At 37.2% G+C, this 21,474-nt stretch carries 25 protein-coding genes; 16 read left to right on the top strand and 9 right to left on the bottom strand.

The features are described 5' to 3' along the window. Nucleotide 1: 1 nt before the first annotated feature. Both ES948_RS04740 and gatC read right to left on the bottom strand, forming a co-directional pair. A complete protein-coding gene (locus ES948_RS04740) occupies nt 2-343 on the bottom strand; it encodes an arsenate reductase family protein (protein WP_152183797.1) in 342 nt (113 codons plus the stop codon). Nucleotides 344-345: 2 nt separating this feature from the next. Further along, nucleotides 346-636, bottom strand: coding sequence for an Asp-tRNA(Asn)/Glu-tRNA(Gln) amidotransferase subunit GatC (gene gatC, locus ES948_RS04735; RefSeq protein WP_152183796.1), 291 nt, complete (start codon nt 634-636; stop codon nt 346-348). Between the two features lie 133 nt (nt 637-769). On the opposite strand from gatC, the gene ES948_RS04730 reads away from it, so the two are divergent. The 10 genes from ES948_RS04730 (at nt 770) to ES948_RS04685 (ending at nt 11,227) form a co-directional block, all read left to right on the top strand. Continuing rightward, nucleotides 770-1,366: a hypothetical protein gene (locus tag ES948_RS04730; RefSeq protein ID WP_152183795.1), complete on the top strand. Its 597-nt coding sequence runs from the start codon at nt 770-772 to the stop codon at nt 1,364-1,366. Between the two features lie 3 nt (nt 1,367-1,369). Beyond that, nucleotides 1,370-2,359 (top strand): PQQ-binding-like beta-propeller repeat protein, encoded by a 990-nt coding sequence (locus tag ES948_RS04725; protein WP_152183794.1) that lies wholly within the window; start codon nt 1,370-1,372, stop codon nt 2,357-2,359. Beyond that, complete coding sequence (locus ES948_RS04720) at nt 2,359-3,186, top strand: tyrosine-type recombinase/integrase (RefSeq protein ID WP_152183793.1); 828 nt, start codon at nt 2,359-2,361, stop codon at nt 3,184-3,186. The genes ES948_RS04725 and ES948_RS04720 overlap by 1 nt, the downstream gene beginning before the upstream one ends. Further along, nucleotides 3,183-3,659, top strand: a complete 477-nt coding sequence (locus ES948_RS04715; protein ID WP_152183792.1) for an HD domain-containing protein — start codon at nt 3,183-3,185, stop codon at nt 3,657-3,659. The genes ES948_RS04720 and ES948_RS04715 overlap by 4 nt, the downstream gene beginning before the upstream one ends. Nucleotides 3,660-3,682: 23 nt before the next feature. Next, nucleotides 3,683-4,186 (top strand): hypothetical protein, encoded by a 504-nt coding sequence (locus tag ES948_RS04710; protein ID WP_152183791.1) that lies wholly within the window; start codon nt 3,683-3,685, stop codon nt 4,184-4,186. Next, entirely contained in the window at nt 4,187-4,894 is a 708-nt protein-coding gene (locus tag ES948_RS04705; protein WP_152183790.1) for a sulfite exporter TauE/SafE family protein, read from the top strand. It begins immediately after the preceding gene. Between the two features lie 76 nt (nt 4,895-4,970). Beyond that, the gene (locus tag ES948_RS04700; protein ID WP_152183789.1) at nt 4,971-5,789 is read left to right on the top strand and encodes an HDOD domain-containing protein; all 819 of its coding nucleotides are present in this window, start codon (nt 4,971-4,973) and stop codon (nt 5,787-5,789) included. Further along, complete coding sequence (gene polA, locus ES948_RS04695) at nt 5,789-8,515, top strand: DNA polymerase I (protein WP_152183788.1); 2,727 nt, start codon at nt 5,789-5,791, stop codon at nt 8,513-8,515. Before ES948_RS04700 ends, polA begins: the two co-directional genes overlap by 1 nt. 53 nt (nt 8,516-8,568) lie before the next feature. After that, nucleotides 8,569-9,708 carry an FIST signal transduction protein gene (locus ES948_RS04690; RefSeq protein ID WP_152183787.1) on the top strand — a complete coding sequence of 380 codons (1,140 nt, stop codon included), beginning with the start codon at nt 8,569-8,571 and terminating at the stop codon, nt 9,706-9,708. Next, a complete protein-coding gene (locus ES948_RS04685; RefSeq protein ID WP_152183786.1) occupies nt 9,701-11,227 on the top strand; it encodes a putative bifunctional diguanylate cyclase/phosphodiesterase in 1,527 nt (508 codons plus the stop codon). The genes ES948_RS04690 and ES948_RS04685 overlap by 8 nt, the downstream gene beginning before the upstream one ends. On the opposite strand, the gene ES948_RS04680 is transcribed toward ES948_RS04685, so the two are convergent. Beyond that, the gene (locus ES948_RS04680) at nt 11,219-11,479 is read right to left on the bottom strand and encodes an EscU/YscU/HrcU family type III secretion system export apparatus switch protein (RefSeq protein WP_152183785.1); all 261 of its coding nucleotides are present in this window, start codon (nt 11,477-11,479) and stop codon (nt 11,219-11,221) included. The two genes, ES948_RS04685 and ES948_RS04680, sit on opposite strands and share 9 nt — an antisense overlap. Next, the gene (locus ES948_RS04675; protein WP_152183784.1) at nt 11,476-12,750 is read right to left on the bottom strand and encodes a flagellar hook-length control protein FliK; all 1,275 of its coding nucleotides are present in this window, start codon (nt 12,748-12,750) and stop codon (nt 11,476-11,478) included. Before ES948_RS04675 ends, ES948_RS04680 begins: the two co-directional genes overlap by 4 nt. Nucleotides 12,751-12,861: 111 nt before the next feature. Here ES948_RS04675 and ES948_RS04670 point away from each other — a divergent pair, with 111 nt between their 5' ends. The 3 genes from ES948_RS04670 to ES948_RS04660 are packed head-to-tail and all read left to right on the top strand — an operon-like array spanning nt 12,862 to nt 15,182. After that, nucleotides 12,862-13,290 (top strand): hypothetical protein, encoded by a 429-nt coding sequence (locus ES948_RS04670; protein ID WP_152183783.1) that lies wholly within the window; start codon nt 12,862-12,864, stop codon nt 13,288-13,290. Nucleotides 13,291-13,292: 2 nt separating this feature from the next. Further along, entirely contained in the window at nt 13,293-13,844 is a 552-nt protein-coding gene (locus tag ES948_RS04665; RefSeq protein ID WP_152183782.1) for a thiamine phosphate synthase, read from the top strand. A gap of 9 nt (nt 13,845-13,853) precedes the next feature. Beyond that, nucleotides 13,854-15,182 carry a cation:proton antiporter gene (locus tag ES948_RS04660; RefSeq protein ID WP_152183781.1) on the top strand — a complete coding sequence of 443 codons (1,329 nt, stop codon included), beginning with the start codon at nt 13,854-13,856 and terminating at the stop codon, nt 15,180-15,182. Here ES948_RS04660 and ES948_RS04655 read toward each other — a convergent pair. Continuing rightward, a complete protein-coding gene (locus tag ES948_RS04655; protein ID WP_152183780.1) occupies nt 15,171-16,415 on the bottom strand; it encodes a BaiN/RdsA family NAD(P)/FAD-dependent oxidoreductase in 1,245 nt (414 codons plus the stop codon). The two genes, ES948_RS04660 and ES948_RS04655, sit on opposite strands and share 12 nt — an antisense overlap. Nucleotides 16,416-16,441: 26 nt before the next feature. Here ES948_RS04655 and ES948_RS04650 point away from each other — a divergent pair, with 26 nt between their 5' ends. Next, the gene (locus ES948_RS04650; RefSeq protein ID WP_152183779.1) at nt 16,442-17,116 is read left to right on the top strand and encodes a tRNA-uridine aminocarboxypropyltransferase; all 675 of its coding nucleotides are present in this window, start codon (nt 16,442-16,444) and stop codon (nt 17,114-17,116) included. A 47-nt stretch (nt 17,117-17,163) separates the two neighbouring features. Then, nucleotides 17,164-17,913: a carbonic anhydrase gene (locus ES948_RS04645; protein ID WP_152183778.1), complete on the top strand. Its 750-nt coding sequence runs from the start codon at nt 17,164-17,166 to the stop codon at nt 17,911-17,913. A gap of 24 nt (nt 17,914-17,937) precedes the next feature. Here ES948_RS04645 and ES948_RS04640 read toward each other — a convergent pair whose 3' ends face one another. From ES948_RS04640 to pgsA, 4 genes are all read right to left on the bottom strand, one after another. After that, complete coding sequence (locus ES948_RS04640) at nt 17,938-18,330, bottom strand: DUF6858 family protein (protein ID WP_152183777.1); 393 nt, start codon at nt 18,328-18,330, stop codon at nt 17,938-17,940. 120 nt (nt 18,331-18,450) lie between these two features. Next, nucleotides 18,451-19,125, bottom strand: a complete 675-nt coding sequence (locus ES948_RS04635) for a YggS family pyridoxal phosphate-dependent enzyme (protein ID WP_152183776.1) — start codon at nt 19,123-19,125, stop codon at nt 18,451-18,453. 3 nt (nt 19,126-19,128) lie between these two features. Beyond that, complete coding sequence (gene rseP, locus ES948_RS04630) at nt 19,129-20,187, bottom strand: RIP metalloprotease RseP (RefSeq protein ID WP_152183775.1); 1,059 nt, start codon at nt 20,185-20,187, stop codon at nt 19,129-19,131. Next, nucleotides 20,184-20,738, bottom strand: a complete 555-nt coding sequence (gene pgsA / locus ES948_RS04625; protein WP_152183774.1) for a CDP-diacylglycerol--glycerol-3-phosphate 3-phosphatidyltransferase — start codon at nt 20,736-20,738, stop codon at nt 20,184-20,186. The genes rseP and pgsA overlap by 4 nt, the downstream gene beginning before the upstream one ends. A 77-nt stretch (nt 20,739-20,815) precedes the next feature. On the opposite strand from pgsA, the gene ES948_RS04620 reads away from it, so the two are divergent. After that, the gene (locus ES948_RS04620; RefSeq protein WP_152183773.1) at nt 20,816-21,442 is read left to right on the top strand and encodes a class I SAM-dependent methyltransferase; all 627 of its coding nucleotides are present in this window, start codon (nt 20,816-20,818) and stop codon (nt 21,440-21,442) included. Nucleotides 21,443-21,474 lie beyond the last annotated feature (32 nt).

Raw genomic sequence — 21,474 nt, 5'->3', positions numbered from 1 at the left:
TTTACTTGAAATTTTGAATATATTCTTGCTCATTATAGCCTACTGTAAGCTTATCGTCAAACTCTACAACAGGTCTTTTAATGAGAAGATTTTCTTTGCAAAGCCATTCTGCTTTTTGGGCATCATCAAGATTGAGCTCTTTTAGTTTGAGATTTCTATATGTCGTGCTTCGTGAATTAAAAAGCTTGTTGATATCTACTTTTTCTAACCACGCGGTGATTTTTTCACATGGAAGTGGCTCTTGTTTAAAGTCGATGAGTTCAAATGCAATGTTGTTTTCTTTAAAAAACTTCAGTGCCTTTTTTACACTGTCACAGTTTTTGATACCGTAAACTTTTATCATTGCTACTCGATGATTTTTGGTACTATAAAGAAGTCATCTGCACTTTTTGGTGCATGTTTGAGAATCTCTTCATGGATTTCTGGATTGCAGTCTGGCGTATCCTCACGCAAAGGAGTAGCTGCATCACTCATTGCAAATGTTGCATCGACACCTTCGGTATCTAATTCGCTGAGGTTATCTACAAAGCCGACAATCTCGGAGAGTTGTTCAATGATTTCTTCACGTTTGTCTTCACTTATTTTTAAAAATGATAATTTTTCTAATCTGCTTAATAGTGCGTCATCTACTTGCATAATTTCTCCGTATATAATTTAATTTGTAGATTTTAACATAGAAACCTTATTTGTTTGATGAAACTTTAACAAACTATGCGATAATATTATGAAATTTTAAAATGCAGATGTATGTATAGATAAGGGAAAAGTTTTGAGTTTAAAAGAAAATATAGAGATGGTAAAAGATGAGCTGAATTCAGAAGAGAAGTTTTTTGAAAAAGCGGTGATTACAGAGAGATTTGTAAAAAAATATAAAAAGCCTTTGATTGGTACTGTTGTTGCAATTGTTTTAATTGTTGTTGCAAATCTTACATATGAAGCAAGTGAGCAAAACAGAATTGAGTCTGCAAATGAGACTTTGGCAGAGCTGCAAAAAAATCCTAAAGATGAACTAGCACTCGCAAGACTTGAATCACTTTCGCCTCAGTTACATGATGTATGGCTTTATTCTCAGGCAATAGCTCAAGAGAGTGCGGCTGAACTGGAAAAACTTAAAAACTCAAAAGCTTTGATAGTCAATGATACAGCGCAATATGAAGCAGCGGAGTATAAAGAGGATTTAGCAGCACTAGCGGCATACTCAGGAAAACAAAATGCCATCTATAAAGATTTGGCGATGGTTATGAGCGCTATTCTCTTAATGCAAGAGGGTAAAATTGACGAAGCACATAACAAACTCAGTATGATCAGTGCAAACTCTTCTATGGCTCAGGTAACAAGTGCATTAATGCATTACGGAGTAAAATAGATTTTGAAGCAGAATATATTTTTACTATCATTTCTTGTACTTTTATTGAGTGCATGTAGTACAAAAGAGGTTTATGAACCGAAAAAACTCTCCAATGATTGGGAGAAAACATCTGCAATGGATGAAAGTATCGTCGATACTTCTGCAAATGTAGCACTGCTAGAAAACAGAAAAGTTCTCTCAGAAAATGGTGAGCTTAATGTAACGATTCCTGAGAATCAAAGAGTTATCTCACTGAGTGACAATAGAGTCATTAGTGCATCGATTGATGGAAACGTAACACTCACTTCTACAAAAGATGGTACGAAGACAAACATTGATCTAAAAAAGACCATCGCAGGTGCAAGTGTTTCTGGAAACATCTTAGCCGTACTCTTTACAAATGATGATATAGCTCTCTATGATACGCAAACAAAAGAGATACTCTTTAGAGAACAGGGTGGCAAGGTCATTGCCAATGATATGCGTATTGTAAACCCTTTCTTTTTAAATGATTTAGTACTTTTTTCTACTTTGGACGGAAAAGTAATTATTGTAAATACAAAGCTAAAAAAGCGTTTAAGAACGGTTATAGTCTCTTCGGAAGATTATTTTAACAATGTCATCTATTTTAATATCGCAGACAATAAAATTCTGGCAGCGACTTCGTATAAACTCCTTGCAATGGCACAAAAAGAGCTGCGTCAAAAGTATGAGATTCGTAATATTGTTTTTGATGGCAAACTTATCTATATTACAACAAAACAGGGAGAGATTCTTGCACTCACTCCTGACTTACAGGTAGATTCAAAAATCAAGCTTCCTTTTGCACACTTTCTTGGGATGATAAATCATAATGATAAGCTCTATATCCTTGAAAAAGAAGGTTATATGATAGTTGTGGATAAAAAAAGCTTTGACTACACTGTACATGAAGTTGATTTTGATGATGGTTTTGTTTTTGTCGGTGATAATGTTTTTTATGTAGATGATGAGAAAATCCTCGTAGAATAATGTCAAATGAGTTAGAGGCTTTTATAGAGTATATAACAGTCACAAAGGCACTCTCAAAAAAAAGTATTGAAGCCTATAGGAGTGATTTACTTTTTTTTGAAGAGAAGCTCAAAAAACCGCTTATAAAGCTCGATACAGTGACACTCCTTTGGGCACTAGAGAGTTATGAAAACAAAAGAACGCTCAATCGTAAACTCTCTTCAATCAATGCTTTTTTCGATTTTTGTTACAAGTCACAGTTTTTAGATAAACGCTCAAAGCTTCGTCTTGCAAAAATTCCCAAGCTCTTACCAAAGTTTCTCTCTTATGAAGCGATTCAAAAAGGTCTGGAGCTTATTGACAGAAGTAGCTGGATAGGTTTGCGTGATTATGCACTTATTCTCTTTTTGTATGCAAGTGGAGCGAGAATCAGTGAAGCGTTAGAGCTCTCACGCAATGATATTGAAGGAGAATGGCTGCATATTCGTCATGCAAAAGGGGAAAAAGAGCGCATAGTTCCATTGGCAGTCATAGCACGTGAGGCAATTGATACGTACTTGCGTGAGGCTCCGTTTGAGAAAGATTACTTATGGTATAACTACAGAGGTGGTAAACTGAGTCGTATATCTGCCTATAAAATCACGCAGAAGTATCTTGGAGTATCTCCTCACATACTGCGTCACTCTTATGCGACTTCGCTCATTCGAGGTGGTGCGGATTTACGAGTAGTGCAGGAGTTGCTTGGACATGCATCACTACTGACAACACAGGTCTATACACACATACAAAAGCAGGATCTAAAAGATACGGTATCTGTATATCATCCTATAACAAAGGAGAGTTTATGAATGAAGTAAATAATAAAATATTTTCAAAGCCATTTTTAGACTCACTCTTTTTTACACAAAACAAATGGCATCAACATGGAGTCTTGTGGCATACCTTGCGTGTTGTATATTATACGCTTAAACATGGTGATTTTAAGATGTTATCTGCTGCATTATTACATGATATCGGTAAGCCTTTTGTCGCTTTTAAAAAAGATGAAGAGGATAGGGAGTTTAATGAGTGGAGTTTTACAAACCACGAAGAGACAAGTTATCAAATCATTAAAAACTGGCCTCTGATCAGTGACTATACAAAAGATTTAGTACGCTATCATTATCTTATTCGCGATCTGAAAAAATCAAAAAAAGAAGATCTGGAACGATATGCAAAAAAGAAGCTTATATGGGATGCTTTGGATGATGATTTTAAAAAAGATTTAGAGAAGTTTTTACATTATGATGACCTTGGAAAAGGCAAAAAGAGACGAGATTAACTCAAAGGGAGTATAATACGCACATGAAAAAATTCGCACCGCTACTTATAGTAATCGTTATTATTGTTCTTATAGTCACACTCTTCTTATCACTTGGCAATGCACAGAAAATGGTAGTTATTAAGGAGGGAAACCTGAAAAAAGTTCCTCTAAAAATGGAAATAAATAAGTGCCAAGACAGCTTTTGTGGTATGGTAATTACTGAACTAACTTATGCTTCTCAAGTTGTTGGACCTGATGGAAAAACCTGGTTTTTTCATGACCATGGAGATTTTGTAGAGTGGCTCAAAGACAAACCGTTTGCAAAAGATGCAGTTATCTGGGTCATGAGTCGTGACACGCGTAGATGGATTGATGGACGAAAGGCGTATTATACAGTGAATGAACTGACACCTATGGGCTATGGTTTTGGGGCTTATGAGAAGAAGGGTGAGGGGATGATTGACTTTGAGAGTATGCGATTAAAAGTATTACGTGGAGAGACTATGAAAGACCCTAAAATTCGTAAACAGCTTTTAGGGAAATAGATGGATACAATCAACCTTTTAACTATTGTCTCTATCGCTTTTTTAGGCTCTTTTGGGCACTGTATCGGAATGTGTGGCGGCATTGTACTAGCATACTCTACGATTAAAATAGAGCCAGAGAGTTCAAAAGTCTCAAAAACAGTAGCACATCTGCTTTATAACTTCGGTCGAGTACTTACCTATACGCTTCTTGGTGCTATCTTTGGTGCTATTGGCGGAGTGGCAACATTTTCAAACAGTGCAAACGGGATACTTTTAATCATTGCGGGGGTTGCGATGATACTTGCAGGACTTTCCTTGATGGGAAAAATAAAGTTCTTGACAGTGATAGAGCACTCTATCTCTTCTTCAAATTTCTATAAACAATCTTTTCAAAAGATACTGCGCTCAAAATCAAATATCAGTTTTTTTATACTGGGGATGCTCAATGGTTTACTTCCTTGTGGATTTGTTTACTTCTTTGCCATCACTGCAGCAAGTACAGCAAGCCCGTTTTATGGTGCTTTAGTGATGTTTATCTTTGGAATCAGTACGATTCCTGCAATGTTTTCACTTGGATTTCTCTCATCTCTTGCATCAGCGACAAGCTTTAGAAATATGATGATGAGCCTCTCTTCGGTTGCGGTAATTTTATATGGTCTTTTTACGTTATATAACGGCTATGATTATCTGACAAATCCGTTACGTACAATTCTGCAATGCCACTAGAAAAAGAGCATTGGATATCGACCTTTTAATTTAATGCTAGTGTGATATAATAAATAAAAAATCAAAGGCCAATAGTATGAAAAGTTCAATCGCTGACAGTATAAAATCACTTCCTCCTCTCTCAAAAACAATAGCAGATATCAATAGAGTATATGCGGATGAAGAAGCTGGGATTGGGGAGTTGGCAAAAGTTATTGAACATGATCCTATGATTGTAGCAAATCTCTTAAAGGCTGCAAATTCACCTCTGTATGGCTTTGGCAAAGAGATTAAAAATGTCTCTCAGGCAGTAAGCCTTTTTGGTATGAGTATGACACGCTCCATTGCTCTTGGAAATGCTGTGAGAAAACTTTTAAATGTTGATATGCAGCCCTATGGCATAACAAGTGACAAATTTGCAGAGATATCTTCTATGCAGGCAACATTGATGAGTAAATGGTATCAAAAAATTGACAAACAAAAAGCTGAAAAACTCTATCTTGCGGCTTTTCTTCAAGAAACAGGTAAGATATTAATTGCGAGTGATGTCATTAAAGAAGATGAAGATATCAGTTTTAAATCAGAAGTAGAGATGTCAAATAATCTCGCTCAAGTTGAAAAATCTTATGTAAATGTTACAAGTTCAGAAGTAACGGCCCTTATTTTTGAACATTGGGGATTTGAGGATGAATTTGTAGAGATGATTCGTTATGCAGACAATCCCGCTGCAGCACCAAAAGAGGTCAGAGAGTATGCAACAGCACTGCATATTGTAAAAACTGTCTTACCTGTTAACAAACCTTTTAGCGAACAAGCTATAAACTTTGGTCTAAGAAAAGCAAGAGACGCTGGTTATGACCATGAGATACTAGAGGATGCCATCGATGATATACTTGATGTCATAAAGGCTTCTTAATGTCAAAAACTGTCACAATAATAGATACTTTTGGGTTTTTCTTTCGAAGCTTCTATGCACTACCACAGCACCTAAAGACAAAAGAGGGTTTTCCAACGGGACTTTTAACAGGATTTACGAACTTCATCTCTACACTCTCACGTGACCATGACAGTGACTATATCATCTTTGCAGTTGACTCCAAAGGAGAAACATTTCGTAATGAGATAGATGCAAACTACAAAGCAAATCGTCAAGCACCGCCACCAGAGCTCACTCAGCAGCTCCCGGTTGCTATGGAGTGGATTAATAAGATGGGTTACAAGACACTTGGTAAAACCGGCTATGAAGCGGATGATATCATTGCTACACTGGTGAAATGTGCAAAAGAGAAGGGTTATAAGGTACGTATAGTTTCTCATGATAAAGATCTCTGTCAGCTCATCGATGATGATAATGTAACACTTGTTGATGCCATCAAGAAAAAAGTGATGAATGAGCGAGCTTGCTATGACAAGTATGGTGTCACACCAAAGCAGTTTATAGATTATCAGTCTATTCTGGGTGACAGTGCTGATAATGTTCCCGGTGTAAAAGGGATAGGAAAAGTAGGAGCTGAAAAACTTTTAAAAGAGTATGGTGATTTGGACAGTATCTATGCGCATATCGATGAGATAAAAGGTGCCACGCAGAAGAAGCTCATTGAGTCGCGTGAGGCTGCTTACATGTCAAAAGAACTTGTAACTCTGCATCCTGATGTCTTTTCCTGTGATGAGTTCGATTTTGAAACCTATAAGATGGATATTGAGAATCCCTTTATAAATATCTATGATGAGCTTGTAGAGTATGAACAAAATGCAATTCTTCGAACACTGCATGCAAAAAAAATGGTGAGTGAAGAGCAAAAAGCAGCAGCTGTTAAAAAAGTAGCTAATAACAGAAGTGAGGAGTGTACAAATAGTGAATACACTGCAAAACTACTGACAAACAGAGACGAGCTTTTTAAGGTACTGGATGGACTTGATAAAGATACTTTAATAGCTTTTGATACAGAGACAACAGGACTGGATTATGAAAAGGATAAGCTTGTCGGTTTTAGTTTCTGTATGAATGAAGAAGAAGCCTATTATGTACCTTTTGGGCACTTCTATCTTGGTGTACCGGACCAAATCAGCAAAGATGATGCAAAAGAGGCTATGCGCAAGATATTTGAACACAGAGTAGTCGGTCACAACATTAAGTTTGACCTGCATTTTGTAACACGTTTTTTAGGTGTTGAGAGCCTACCGATAGAATCTGACAGTATGATTTTAGCTTGGCTTATCAATCCTGAGAGTGCACTTTCACTTGATAAGCTTGCAAAGGCACTTCTCAATCATGAGATGATAGCCTTTAAAGATACGGTCAAAAAAGGTGAGAGTTTTGCTTCTGTTGAGCTTGAAGATGCCTGTATGTATGCTTCTGAGGATGCACTTATCACCTACAAGCTCTACAAACTCTTTTTACACAAGCTGGAGCTTCAAGATGCACTTCATTTGATAGAGGAAGCTAAAGAGGTTGAGATTCCTTTTATAAGTACGCTGCTTTGTATGGAGCGACGTGGAATAAGAGTTGATGTGAACTTTTTAGAGGATTTTCTAGTTGAGGTAAAAGCAACATTAGAGAGTCTGACAAAAAGTATCTACGCATTAGCCGGGACAGAGTTCAATATCAACTCCACCAAACAGTTAGGTGTTGTACTCTTTGAGACACTTGGTCTGCCGGTTGGGAAAAAGACAAAGACAGGTTACTCAACAGATGAGAAAGTACTGAGCTCCCTCAAAGATAAGCATGACATTATTCCCAAGCTTTTAGGGTACCGTGAGGTCTATAAGCTCTACTCTACCTATATTGAACCACTTTTGAAATTGGCATATGAGGATGAAGCACATCGTATTCATACCTCTTTTGTACAAACGGGTACTGCAACAGGAAGACTCAGTTCTAAAAATCCAAATCTGCAAAATATTCCAATGCGTTCACCGCTTGGTGCAAAGATACGTGAGGCTTTTGTAGCAGGTAAAGGAAAAAAACTCATTGGCATTGACTACTCACAAATTGAACTGCGTCTTTTAGCACATTTCTCAAAAGATCCAGTTTTACTAGATGCCTTTATGCATGACAAAGATATTCACTTACAGACTGCCATCATCCTTTTTGGACAAGAGGAGGCAAAAGCAAAAAGAAACATTGCCAAAACGGTAAACTTTGGTTTACTTTATGGAATGGGACAAAAGAAACTCTCTGATACTCTGGGAATAACTACCAAAGAGGCAAAAGCAATCATTGAGAAGTATTTTGAGTCATTTCCAACGGTTAAGCAATACTTCCGCTCTATAGTTGATTTTTCAAAAGAGAAGGGTTATGTTGAGACACTCTTAATGCGCCGTAGATACTTTGACTACGAGCGTGCTACACCGATGTTTAAAGCTGCCTATGAGAGAGAATCTGTAAACAGTGTTTTTCAAGGAAGTGCGGCTGATTTGATTAAACTGAGTATGAATAAAATTCATCAAGTTATTTTAGAAGAAAATCTGTCGGCAACGATGCTACTACAGATTCATGATGAACTGATTTTTGAAGTAGATGCGGATGATGCAGATGTTTTAGGAGATAAATTTAGAGATATTATGCAGAACATTTATAAACTTAATATTCCACTCAAAGCATCACTGAATATCGGAGACAATTGGAGTCAGTTGAAATAAGTTAATTTTTAATTAATATTGAAAATAATATAATAGTTTCTAAAGGATACTGTATGCTTTTAGAAACTTATCTCTACACTGACAGGTGGAATACTTCGCTCAATGCTACGCTGGATTCCTCCAATACACTTATTATTGTCTTTGCGAGTTCAAAAGTCGAAATTATAAAAACCCCTCTGTTGGAACTCTCTCAAACCTTTCTTAATGCTGTTATTATCGGTGCTTCGACTGCAGGAGAGATTTACCAAGATGAGTTGTATGAAGATTCGCTTGTTGCATCTGTGATGAAATTTGAACATACTAAACTAAGGCACTCTTTATGTACACTCATTTCAACCGAAAACTCCTTTGAAGATGGTGTAAATATTGCACAAGATTTGTATCGTGATGATTTAAAAGGTGTTTTTATACTCTCTGACGGTCTCAATGCAAATGGTTCAAAACTGACAGAGGGGCTCTCTTCAGTGATTCCTTCACATATACCGATTACCGGTGGACTTGCAGCTGATGATGACAGGTTTGAGTCTACCTGGGTAGTGGTTGACAGTAAGCCAATGAGTGGTTTTGTCTGTGCTATTGGTTTTTATGGAGAGCATGTACATATTGCCCATGCTTCCAAAGGTGGATGGGACAGACTCGGTATTGAGAGGATTGTCACAAAAAGCAGAGATAGTGTTCTTTATGAACTTGACAAACAACCGGCTTTAGAGATATATAAAAAGTATTTGGGAGAGAAGGCTGCGGGTTTACCCGCAACAGGACTTTTGTTTCCTCTAGAACTAAGAGATGAAGCAGATTCGGATGAGAGTAAAGTGCGGACCATTTTGGCAGTTAATGAAGAAGAACAGTCCATTACCTTCGCAGGAGATATTCCGCAAGGATCGCATGTTACATTGATGAAAGCAAATTATAACCGCATTATTGATGGTGCGAGTGAGGCTGCTGAGAGTCTGTATCTGAAAGACTATAAAGAAGAAGTTGTTCTCTCAATAGCAATTAGCTGTGTAGGAAGACGTTTGGTACTTAAAAGCAGGGTAGAAGAGGAACTTGAAGCGATATTGGATGTAGTACCACAAAAAACAAAACAGATAGGTTTTTACTCTTATGGTGAGATATCACCACTGGCGTCAGGAAAGTGTGATTTGCATAATCAAACGATGACATTGACGCTTATATGGGAAAGTGATGCATAGGCTTTTACGAAGACAGCTGAAAAAGATCAACTATACAAAAGGAGATGTCTTAGAAAAAGATTTTAAGATTTTTCTAGATCTGGTTGAGAAAGCATATAGAGATGATGATGAAGACAGAGAGTTTCTAGAGCATACCTTAGAGGTCTCTTCAAAAGAGATGCATGATCTTTATGAAGAGTTGGAAAAGAAGTCTCGTTCAAAACTGGCACAAAGTGAGGCCCGTTTTCGGGCACTTGCAAAACATGATACTCTGACAGGTATATCAAATAGATTTTCATTAGAAGAAGAACTCTCCCGTTTAATCTCCACATCAAGACGAACGAAGACTCAGTTTGCTCTGCTCTTTTTGGATTTAGATCATTTTAAAAATATCAATGATAGTTTGGGGCATGATTTTGGGGATAAACTTTTAAAAGAGGTTGTAAACAGAGTCGCTCCAAAATTACGAAAAGAGGATATATTTGCTAGACTCGGCGGAGATGAGTTCGTTATAGTCCTTACAAATATCGATGAGACAAAACTCTCTATTATTTTAGAAAAGATTATCTCGTTATTTCGAAAACACTGGGAGGTTGACGGACATGTATTGAATATCTCTACAAGTATCGGTGTTGTTTTATATCCAAAAGATGGTAATGAAGCATCAGAATTGTTAAAAAATGCTGATATAGCAATGTATAGGGCAAAAGAATTAGGACGTGATAAGTTTAGCTTTTTTACACAGGAACTTAATGAGAGGATAGCATATGAAATCCAACTGGAAGAAGATATGTTCCATGCTCTCAAAAGAGCTGAGTTTGAACTTCATTTTCAACCAAAAATAGAAGCTTTAAGCGGAAAAATTGTTGGAGCAGAAGCACTGATACGCTGGAATCATCCAAAATTTGGATTCTTGCTGCCCCATCAATTTATAGAGTTGGCTGAAGATCATGGATATATAATTAAAATAGGTGAATGGGTACTTTCTGAAGCAAATAGAGTTATCAAGAGTATTAATGCATTAAATCTTTCCAATGAGATGCATATAGCAGTGAATGTCTCTTTAAAACAGTTGCAGGTCTCTGAGTTTTATAATATTGTACAAAGAGCACTTGTAGGCATTAAGCCTAGTCAGTTAATTATTGAAATTACTGAGAGTGTTATGGCTGAAGATATTGATTTTGCTCTGCATCTGCTCCAAAAGATACAAAAACTTGGTGTTAAAATAAGCATGGATGATTTTGGTACAGGTTACTCATCTTTAGCTTATCTTACAAAACTGCCGATAGATTCCATTAAAATAGATAAAAGTTTTGTTGATGAGATTCCAAAAGATGAGAGTAATAAAAAAATATTAATCGATACTATTATTGCAATGGCAAATACACTTGATAAATGTGTTATTGCTGAGGGTGTTGAACACCCTTATCAGCGAAAGTATCTTCAAAAGAAAGGGTGTAACTATTTTCAGGGATATCTTTTTAGTAAGCCTATAGATGAACAGAACTATATGGAACTATTAATGAAAGAATCACTCTGATTTTTTCGTCATATTGTAAATAAATGTAAAAACCTCTGCAACAGCTTTATACATCTCAGCTGGTACTTCTTTGTCAAGTTCTACTTTTGAGAGCAGTTCTACCAAATCTTCATCTTTTTTTATCGGTATGTCATTTAACGCTGCAAGTTCAATGATCTTTTGTGCAGTTTTACCTTTTCCCTTTGCAGTAATCCTTGGTGCTTTGTTTTTTGCTTGGTCATATTTGAGTGCAACAGCCTCCTGCTTTTTCATGCTTTTACCTCAAAACCAAGTTGTAACTCTTGTTCATTCGTATATGCTGGGGCATTTTCATTTGAACTTTTGATAAAACGGATATCTTTGGGATGTATTCCTGCAGAGAGAAGATTTCCTTTAAGTTGCCCAATATTACTTTTCATTTTTGTTTCCAGTTCAACGGACTCACACTCAATGTTGATGTTAAGCTGATTCTTTTCAAACATACCAAGCCGTAGTCTCAAAAAACCATACTCTTTTAACTGGAGCTCTATATCACAAAAGAATTTTTCATTCTTTGCAGATTTAAGTGTGATATTTCCATCTTCTAAAGCATCAAAATAGTAAGGTAGATAGATGGCCGAAGCATTGGAGAGATGGGAGAGCAGTTGATAATAGTCAATTTGTAGGGAAAGTTTATCTAACTGTTTTATAAGCTCTAATTTTTGGGGATGGTTTGTACTATTTAACTCTTCAAGACTTTTTTTGATAACAGCTTTAAAATCATCACTAAAAAGCTCTTGAATTTTTGTGGACTTTAGGAGTTTTTCAGGTTTATTGAGCTGCTGGAGTTGTGTATACAACTCTTTGGTCTCTTTAGTGAAAAGAATATCTTTTGGATACTGTGTTTTATCAAAATGTGAAAGTATCTGTTTATCTAGTTTATCCAATATCGTTGTTACTTTACTGCTCAACTGCGTGAGCATTGCTTTGTTTTGCTGTGGTGTTGTAAAAAGTTCACTTGAGAGTAGTGCTTTGATATCAATAAGCAGAGTTTTTACAACAGGTACTTTAGAGTCTTGCAGCTGAATGGCAAGCTCTTTTAGCTGCATTTGTAAATCTATTTTAGGGGCTGTGAAGTTTTTGAGTTTTGATTCTAAAAAAATGCCTGAGTTTTCCAGTCTGTTTTTGAGTGCTTTTTCTGTGATAATCGTGTTGTTACCCAGTGTAGTTGTAAGGATTTTTTGGAGCTTTTCCAAGGCAGGTAAAGGCTCTTTAGGAAGCTTTGTATCTAAAAGCTGTGCAAGCTCTTTGAGGCTTGTTGTAACATTTCCAAGAGATTTGAGCGTTGGATTGTTCTTTAAGAGTGTCAGCAGTGCTCTGTTTTGTGTCGCATCCTGTGGAGTTTTTTTTATAAGAGACTCTAAAACGGAGCCAAGGTCTTTCGCTTTTGCTAGTAGTGCCAACTCTTTTGGTGTTATATCTTTGAGCACCTCACGCAGCGCTTTGTTCGTATTTGCTAGAACAATGTTTAAAGTTTTGTTACCTGAGCTCTTTATATCTATCATAATAGGCTAAGTATAGCATTTTTTTTGTATAATTCTTATCACCACCCCAACAAACTAACTCAAAACTTGAGTTAGTTTGTTGGGGTGGTGATAAAAAAACAAGGGTGCTTTATGGATAGTAAAATAACAAAAGTATTAGATATTTGGCATAAATATTTTGCAGATGAGGAGAATCAATACTCTGAGTTTGAGCCTTCTGATATTGAGTATTTTGTAGGTTGTATGCTCTATAACCATTTTGCTTTTTCAAAGGCACACCATAATCTAAAAACGATGGACTTGAGTTATGACTTTTTATCTTCATGTGGTGATGCGTATGAAGCAATCCAAGAGATAATCAGTTCCATATGTTTTGAGAGTGAAGAAGAAGCACTTGCATACTTGCAAAGCTATATTCAGGAGGCAAAGGCAAAGTATACAAAACCGGAACTCTATCTCTTAGATAGACTCGACTATCATGTCTCTGCAATGGCTGAGCGTTATGCAAAAAATGTTGATGTTGAGTATATTGACTTTGCAAATCCGCTGCTGAGGAAGTAGGGATGAAAAAGTATCTCATTACCTCACGTGAGCATTATACAGATACACCGGCAGTCTTTCGCTCTATTTTACAAGAGGGTTTAAAAAAACATCTGCCTGATTTTGCACTCTATAGGGACAAAAACAATCCACACTATGCAATACAGGCTGACCATTTTTTAGATGTTTGTAAAAACTTTTATGGGCTTAAGGCTTTTTTACATCAAGATTATAACTTAGCAAGTAAACTTGGTGCAGCAGGAGTGCATTTGACTTCACAACAATTTGATGATATTTCTCTTGCCAAAGATTTGGGTCTTGAAGTTATCATCTCAACACACACACATGATGAAGTGCATATTGCTGAGGCAATGGGTGCTGATTATGTAACTTATTCGCCTATCTTTTCCACTCCCGGCAAGGGGGAGAGCAAAGGTGTTGATGACTTGGCAGAGATTGCCGGAATGACAGATATTGATATTTTTGCACTTGGTGGTATAATAGGTGATAACGAAGTCGCAGCACTCCAAGAGAGTGGTGCCTTTGGATTTGCATCAATTCGATATTTTGAGTAGGAGGAAGTGATGGGTGGACATGACTTGTGGACATACTCTGCCATTATTATCTTCTTCGTTGTTTTAGCGAAGATAATTTCACAAAAAACTTCCACCGTTGATGTACTCTGGCTTATTCTTTTTGGATCCATCGGTGTTAATCTAGGCATACTTCCCGAGCATAATGCAATACTTGAAGCTATTGGAGAGTGGGGGATTGTCTTTGTTATGTTCGCACTTGGGTTTGATGAGGACTTGAACCACTTCATACAAGGGCTCAAGCGAAGTTTTGGTATTGCCGTCATTGGTGCAATCTTTCCTTTTTTAGCCGGTTTTTATACTGCAAAACTCTTTGGCTATGACTTTAACTCACAGATGATTTGGGGTCTTACGATGACCGCAACGGCAGTCAGTCTGACAATGGTAAGTCTGCGGGAAGAGGGCCTGCATAGAACAACAGCTTCAACAGCTATTATGAGTGCGGCAGTAGTTGATGACATCCTCTCCCTTATTGGTCTTGCTATTATGATTCCTATTGCTATCAGTGCTACAGGAGGATCTTCTCAAAGTGTAGAGTTTGGAGAAATCGCAATAATCATACTCAAGGTTCTTCTCTTTTTTGGAATTATCAGTTTTATCGGTATGGTGCTTTTTCCTGATAGTCTGCAAAAAGAGAAAGGAAAAGAGCACGGTAAGTTTTTTCATTTGGCAGTAAAGGTAAGAAAGTATCTTGGTATCAGACGTTTACTGACTGCATACAGTGGAAAATTCACACCGCTTGTAATGATATTTACAGCATTTTTATTTGGTGCCATTGCAGACAAGTTTGGATTTCATCCGGCAATTGGGGCATATTTTGCAGGACTTTTTCTGCGTGAGGAGTATTTTGTCATTGAAGTTGACAATGTACTAAGAAGTCATAAAAGAGATGGTGAGTTCGTTATCAATCATCTGGCCTATACTATTTTTGGTCCTATCTTCTTTGTTGAGCTTGGAACAAAACTGATTTTTGATTATCATGTACTTTTTGATATTTTGCCAGCAGTTTTTGTACTCTTTTTTGCCGTATTGGTTTTTCAGGTGCTTTCAGCTGCTTTTGCAGCACGCTATACCGGTGGCTATGCTTGGCATCAAAGTGTTATGGTAGGACTTGGGATGCTTGGACGTGCTGAACTTGCTTTTATTGTTATTGATATTACTTATACTGATAACCATATTATCGATTTTCATCAGTTTTATATTTTAATATGTGCTATCTTTATGCTTAATCTTGCAGTCCCAACTGCCATTAAGTGGTGGGAACCTTACTATATGGGTAAAAAAGAGTTTCGTCTTTTTGGTGTGAAATTATCGAAGTAGTTTACCTGCAAGATAACCGCTTGCAAAGCTCCACTGCAGGTTATAACCTCCACAGGGACCATCAAGGTTCATAACTTCTCCACAAAAATAGAGTCCGTCAATAAGTTTACTTTGCATTGTTTTTGGGTTTATCTCTTTTAAACTGATACCGCCACGGGTAATCATTGCCATTTTAAAGCCGTCATGCCCTGTGACAGTCAGTGGTGTCCATGCAAGCAAAGAGATAAGTTTGTCACGCTTTTTTCCTTCTATCTTTTTGTATTTATCATCAGGATTTATTTTTGCAAGTCTGCAGAGCTCACGTGAGAGTGCTTCTGGCAGTAGTGTTTTTAGAAGATCTAAAACAGTTTTGATATTCTCATGCACAAGCTCTTGTTTGAAGTGCTCTCTAATCTGCTCCTCATTTTTTCCTTTTGTAAGATTGAGTAGCAGGGGTACTTCGCCATATTTTTTTAAAAGCGGTGTCACTTCTCGTGCAAAATCAAGTACGACAGGACCACGAATACCGCTCTTTGTAAAGATAAGGTCCCCTTTTGCACGTAGTTTTTTATGTTTTTTAATATCTACCCGAAGTTCAACTTTTGCAATGGTATCAGCACGGCAGTTTTGTACCCAATCCTCTTTTGTTTTAAGTGGCATCATGGCCGGAGAGAGGTCTGTGACTTTGTGTCCGAGCTCGCTTGCCAAATTATAGCCGTTACCTTCAGCTCCAAGGAGAGGATAACCAAGACCACCGGTGGCAACGATAACATTGGGAGCAAAAAATGTTTCGTTTTCTGTCCGTACACCATCGATATGTTTGCCGGTTGAGAGCAGGCGAGTGACCTTTTGATTGCATCTTACTTCTACACCAAGACGCTCCATCTCTTTTTTAAGACCTTCTATGATAGTTAGAGACGAGTGAGAGGTTGGAAAGATTCGAAATCCGTCAGGTGCATGTGTTTCTATGCCGATTTCTTCCAAAAAAGCAATGAGTTTTTTATGATCAAAGGCTTGCAGCGCATCTTGCATAAAACGACCGTCTCTGCCAAAACGTGCCATAAACTCTTCATTAGATAAGGTATTTGTCAGGTTGCAGCGTCCACCACCGGTTGCTTTGAGTTTTGCTGCGATTTGAGAGAGCTTTTCAAGAAGGAGTACTTTACTACCGTCTCTCGCTGCAACAATTGCCGCAATGATGCCTGCTGCACCAGATCCGATGACAATTAAACCATACTGTTTTTGAGTAAGCATAAGGCTATTTTAGTATAATTTTGCTAATGAAACAGACATATTATGGTAATAGAGAAAAATGTTATAGATGTTACAGACCAAAAAGCTCCTGTATGTGCGAGTACTTTTGTGAGATAGAGACAGAGACAAAATTTGTTATCTTAATGCATCCAAAAGAGTTCAAGAAGGTAAAGAATAATACAGGACACTTTACACATCAAAGTCTTAAGAATTCTGAGCTTTTTATCGGTATTGATTTTACTCATAACAGACGTATCAATGAGATTATTGCAACACATGAGAGTTATATTCTTTTTCCTTCACCTCATGCACTCAACCTTACGCAGAAAAATCCAAAAAAAAGTAACAGGCCGCTTGCGATTTTTCTTATAGATTCTACATGGTCGTGCACAAAATCGATTTTCTATCACAGTAAAAATCTGCAAAATCTGGGACATATGAGCTTTACAACAACAAAAAAGTCACAGTATCAGATAAAAGAACAGCCAGATGCAGCGTATCTCTCTACAATGGAGTCCACCCTTGTTGTTTTAGAAGCGTTGAATCAGCATGGTGTTGAGTATATAAAAAAAGAGTCATTAGAACTTTTTTTGGAACCGTTTTATAAGATGATAGCGTATCAACAAGCACTAATAGCAAATCCAAAAAGTAATGCAGTACGTTTTAAACGCTATAAAGAATTAAACTTCAACCATTTATAATGAAAATAATTCTATCATAAGAGTTGAACTTAACAGTAAGGAATTGAATGAAATTCAATAATATTTTAATAAGCAGTTGTCTTTTAGCAGGCTCTTTATTTGCAGGTGTACATCACTCTCACTGGGGATATACAGGGCATGAAGATCCTGCACATTGGGGTGATCTAGATCCAAAATATGCAGAGTGTAAACTGGGTGGTTCTCAATCTCCTATAAACATCAGAAAAGAGATTATCGTAGAGACAAAAGGTCTTGTACCGATTAATTTTCACTATACAACAGGTGCATCTGAAGTGATTAACAATGGACACAGTGTACAGGTAAACATTAAACAAGGCAGTTTTATCATGATTGACGGAAAAGAGTTTGAACTCAAGCAGTTTCACTTTCATACACCAAGCGAAAATCAGATTGACGGAAAAAACTTTCCGCTTGAAGCGCACTTCGTTCATCAGGCAAAAGATGGTGCTTTAGCTGTTGTCGCTGTGATGTTTGAAGATGGTAAAGAGAATGCAATTATCAATAAAATCTGGAAAAAAATGCCAAAAGAAGCAGGCAAAAAAGTACAATGCGGATTATCTGCTGCAATGATGAATGAGCTTTTACCAAAAGAGAGAGCTTACTACAGATTTGATGGTTCTCTGACTACACCACCATGTTCTGAAGGTGTAAGATGGTTTGTTCTAAAAGACTACTCAACTGTTTCAAAAGAGGAAGTCGAGGAGTTCCTGCATACAATGCACCATCCTAATAACCGTCCGGTTCAGCCTGTAAATGCCAGAAAGGTTTTGCAGTAAATTTTATAAGTAAGAGATTTTCTCTTACTTGTTGGCTACAGATTTAGCCCACTCCTCCATAACTTTGTGAAGCTGTTCGTTTGGTGCTTCCAAAAAGTCAATCACGAAAGAATCTTCCAGCTCACTCACACCAAAACTTCTTGGACGTGCTGCTAATATCTTTGTATTTGGAATCTGTTTTCCAAAACAGAAAATGAGGTTTTGTGCATCTTTGATATCTGGATTTATCTCACCATCTGCAAGATTTGCAGTATGCTCGTAGTGATTAAAAAGAGCGATGTATGTTGCGATGGGATGATTGTCAACTTTATCTTTCAGATAGGCAATAATTTCTGAGACCGTTGTAAATGTCGTTTCATTTTTAGCTATTTCTAGAGAGAAGACCGGATATTTATCCATAAGAATAGTTTTTTTCATAGCAGGTACCTTATAATAGTTTTATTTAGAAATTTTATCTAATAATTATTATAAGGCAATAAAATGATTAGGGTTACCTGAATATTTTAAGATTTCTTTTTATTTGTTTGTTCGTTCAGTCTATCTGTTAAACATGATAGAGCCAAGACGAACCATATTAGAACCACACTCGATAGCAAGTTCAAAGTCACTGCTCATTCCCATCGAACAGATAGTCGCACCCTCTAGTTGTGTAAAGATATTGTGTGTTGTTACAAAGCTTTCTTTGACTTGCTCTTTATCATCAGAGTGTGCACCAATGCTCATAACGCCTTTTAAGTTGATATTTGGGCACTCTTTTTGAATTGCTTCATACGTTGCAATAGCATCTTCAGGAAGTACACCATGTTTGGATGCTTCTTTAGCAGAGTTTATTTGCAAGAGGCAATCAAGTGTCATCTCACGCACTGCAAGTCGTTTTTGCAGTTCATGTGCAAGCTCTAAAGAATCAAGCCCTTGAAAGAGTGATGGATTTATCTCTAGGAGTTTGTTTATCTTGTTCTTCTGTAGGTTGCCGATAAAGTGCCATTCAAGAGGTAAATCTTCAAGTTCTGTTACTTTTTTCTCTAAGTCTTGTACTTTATTCTCTCCAAAAGCACGCTGACCTATATGGTAGAGTTTTTCTACCTCCTGCGATGTTGAGTACTTGCTTACTGCTACTATCTTTACAATATGATGAGGACTTACTCTTACTCTTGCAGCTTCTACGCGGCGTATAACATCATCTATTTTAAGTTTGTATTCGATATCGTTCATTTTTTATCCTTGTCCCATTAGTCTGTTTATATCATTGAAAAGCCCTAGCCCCATTAATCCAAAAAGAATAACCCAACCTGCAATAGTAAGGTTTATAAGGATTTTCTCACTTGGCTCACGGCGAAAAAGCATCTCATAGAGATTAAACATAATATGTCCGCCATCAAGTGCAGGAATTGGAAGCAGATTTAAAACTCCCAGGTTAACAGAGATAAGTGCAGCAAAGAAAAGAACACTCATCCAGCCTGCATCAGTTGCATCAGAGGTAAGTTTTACAATACTTATAACACCACCCATTTCAGATGCAGGTACTTCACCGAAGATGAGTTTTTTGACCCCTGTAAAGATAAGCGTAGAAGCAAAAACAGTCTGTTCTGTTGCATACTCGAGCTTCTCAATAAAGTCCAGTTCCCTCTCTTTCATAACACCGGCTGCAGAGATACCTATCATTTTACGTTTGATATCTTCACCATACATATTTTTGGCATCTTTTAATTCCGGTGTGAGTGTTATAAACTTGAGATAGCCTTTTCTGTCAACTTCAAGTGCAATACTGCCTTGTGACTCCTTAATGAGCTCTGCCATCTCTTTCCAAGAGGCTATTTTTTTGCCATTGATAGAGAGGATGGTATCATTGGATTTTAGTCCTGCAACATATGCTGGAGAGTCTTTTGTAACCTCGCCGATAACAGGGGCCAATACTGCAGGATTACCCATCGCAATGGCAAAGTAGAGAAAAAATGCTAAAACAAAGTTTGCAAGTGGTCCTGCTACAAGGATGAAAATACGCTGCAGGGGTGACTTGGAATTATAACTGTCCTGGTCGTAGTTCTTTTTTGTAGGGTCAGAATCATCTTGACCTTTCATACGGACATAACCACCAAGCGGAATGGCTGAGATACTCCACTCTGTGTTAAAAGCTCGAAATGTAAAGAGCCTCTTTCCAAAACCGATACTGAAAACCTCTACAGAAACACCCATCATTTTGGCAGCACTATAGTGTCCAAGTTCGTGAAAAAAGATAAGTCCTGAGATAACTATCAGTGATACGAAATAGCTCATGAAATTTCATCCTTCAGTAGGGCTTTTCGAAAGCCCCAAAGATATTCAAGACCGGAATAAATTGTTAAAAATACCGCAAACCAAAGTAGGGCATCTCCAAAAGGCCAGCGCATTAGTAAAAAACCGATAGCTATCATCTGTGCTACTGTTTTTACTTTACCGGCCCAGCTTGCTTTTACACTTACACCTTCACTTACAGCTACTGTGCGGATACCTGTAATGAAAAGCTCACGTACGATGATGATGTAAATAGCCCATGCAGAAGCTTCTCCTATAACCATGAGACCCAAAAATGCAGCAAGGGTTAGCATCTTGTCTGCAAGGGGGTCAAGTATGGCACCAAGAAGTGTCATCTGATTCCACTCTCTTGCTATATAGCCGTCAAAAAAGTCTGTAACAGATGCTAGAACAAAGAGAAGTGAAGCAAAATAGTAGTTCCATGTAATGTCAAAGCCATTGTTTGTAAATATTTGGGGATTTAAAATAACCCAGAACATCAATGGCGCAAGTACTATACGGATGGATGCCAAAAAATTTGGTAAATTTAACAATAAAGTTCCTTAAAAATTATAATAATAGGATTTTATCTTTTTATTGCTTATCAATGGTTGATACGATAAGATTAGGCATGAAAGAAAGATGTCCCTTATGTGATACACTAAGTCAAAAATTTTATGAAGATACGCAGAGATATTGTAGATGTCCGGAGTGCAGGGCTGTTTTTGTAGTGCAAGAGGATTTACCAAAGCAGGATGAAGAGGTAGAACGTTATGAGCTGCATGACAGTGATACGGAAGATAGAGGATATAGAAAATTTGTTTCACCTATTACAGAGAGTATCACTAAAGATTTTCAAGCTTTTCATAAAGGATTGGACTTTGGAGCAGGAACATCGGCTATCATCTCTGCAGTTTTACGTGAGAAGGGTTATGATATTCAAAACTATGATCCCTATTTTCATAACTATCCTGAACTTTTAGAGACGCAATACGACTACATCTCCTCATGTGAGGTCATAGAACATTTTTACAATCCTGCAAAAGAGTTTGGGCATCTGCGTGAGATGCTGCGTGAGGGTGGTAAGCTCTATCTGATGACAGATATTTATGATGAGAGAGATTTTGGCTCTTGGTACTATAAAAATGATCCCACACATGTCTTTTTATACACAAAAGAGACATTTTCTTGGATTCAAGAGCAGTATGGCTTTAAAGAACTTTTTATAGAGAAACGATTAATAGTTTTGACATCCTAAGTTCAAATCATAAATGCAATTTTCTTGAAGAA

The organism is Sulfurimonas indica (genome assembly GCF_009192995.1).
Taxonomy (GTDB): domain Bacteria; phylum Campylobacterota; class Campylobacteria; order Campylobacterales; family Sulfurimonadaceae; genus Sulfurimonas; species Sulfurimonas indica.
This window is presented reverse-complemented; position numbering and strand designations above follow the sequence as displayed.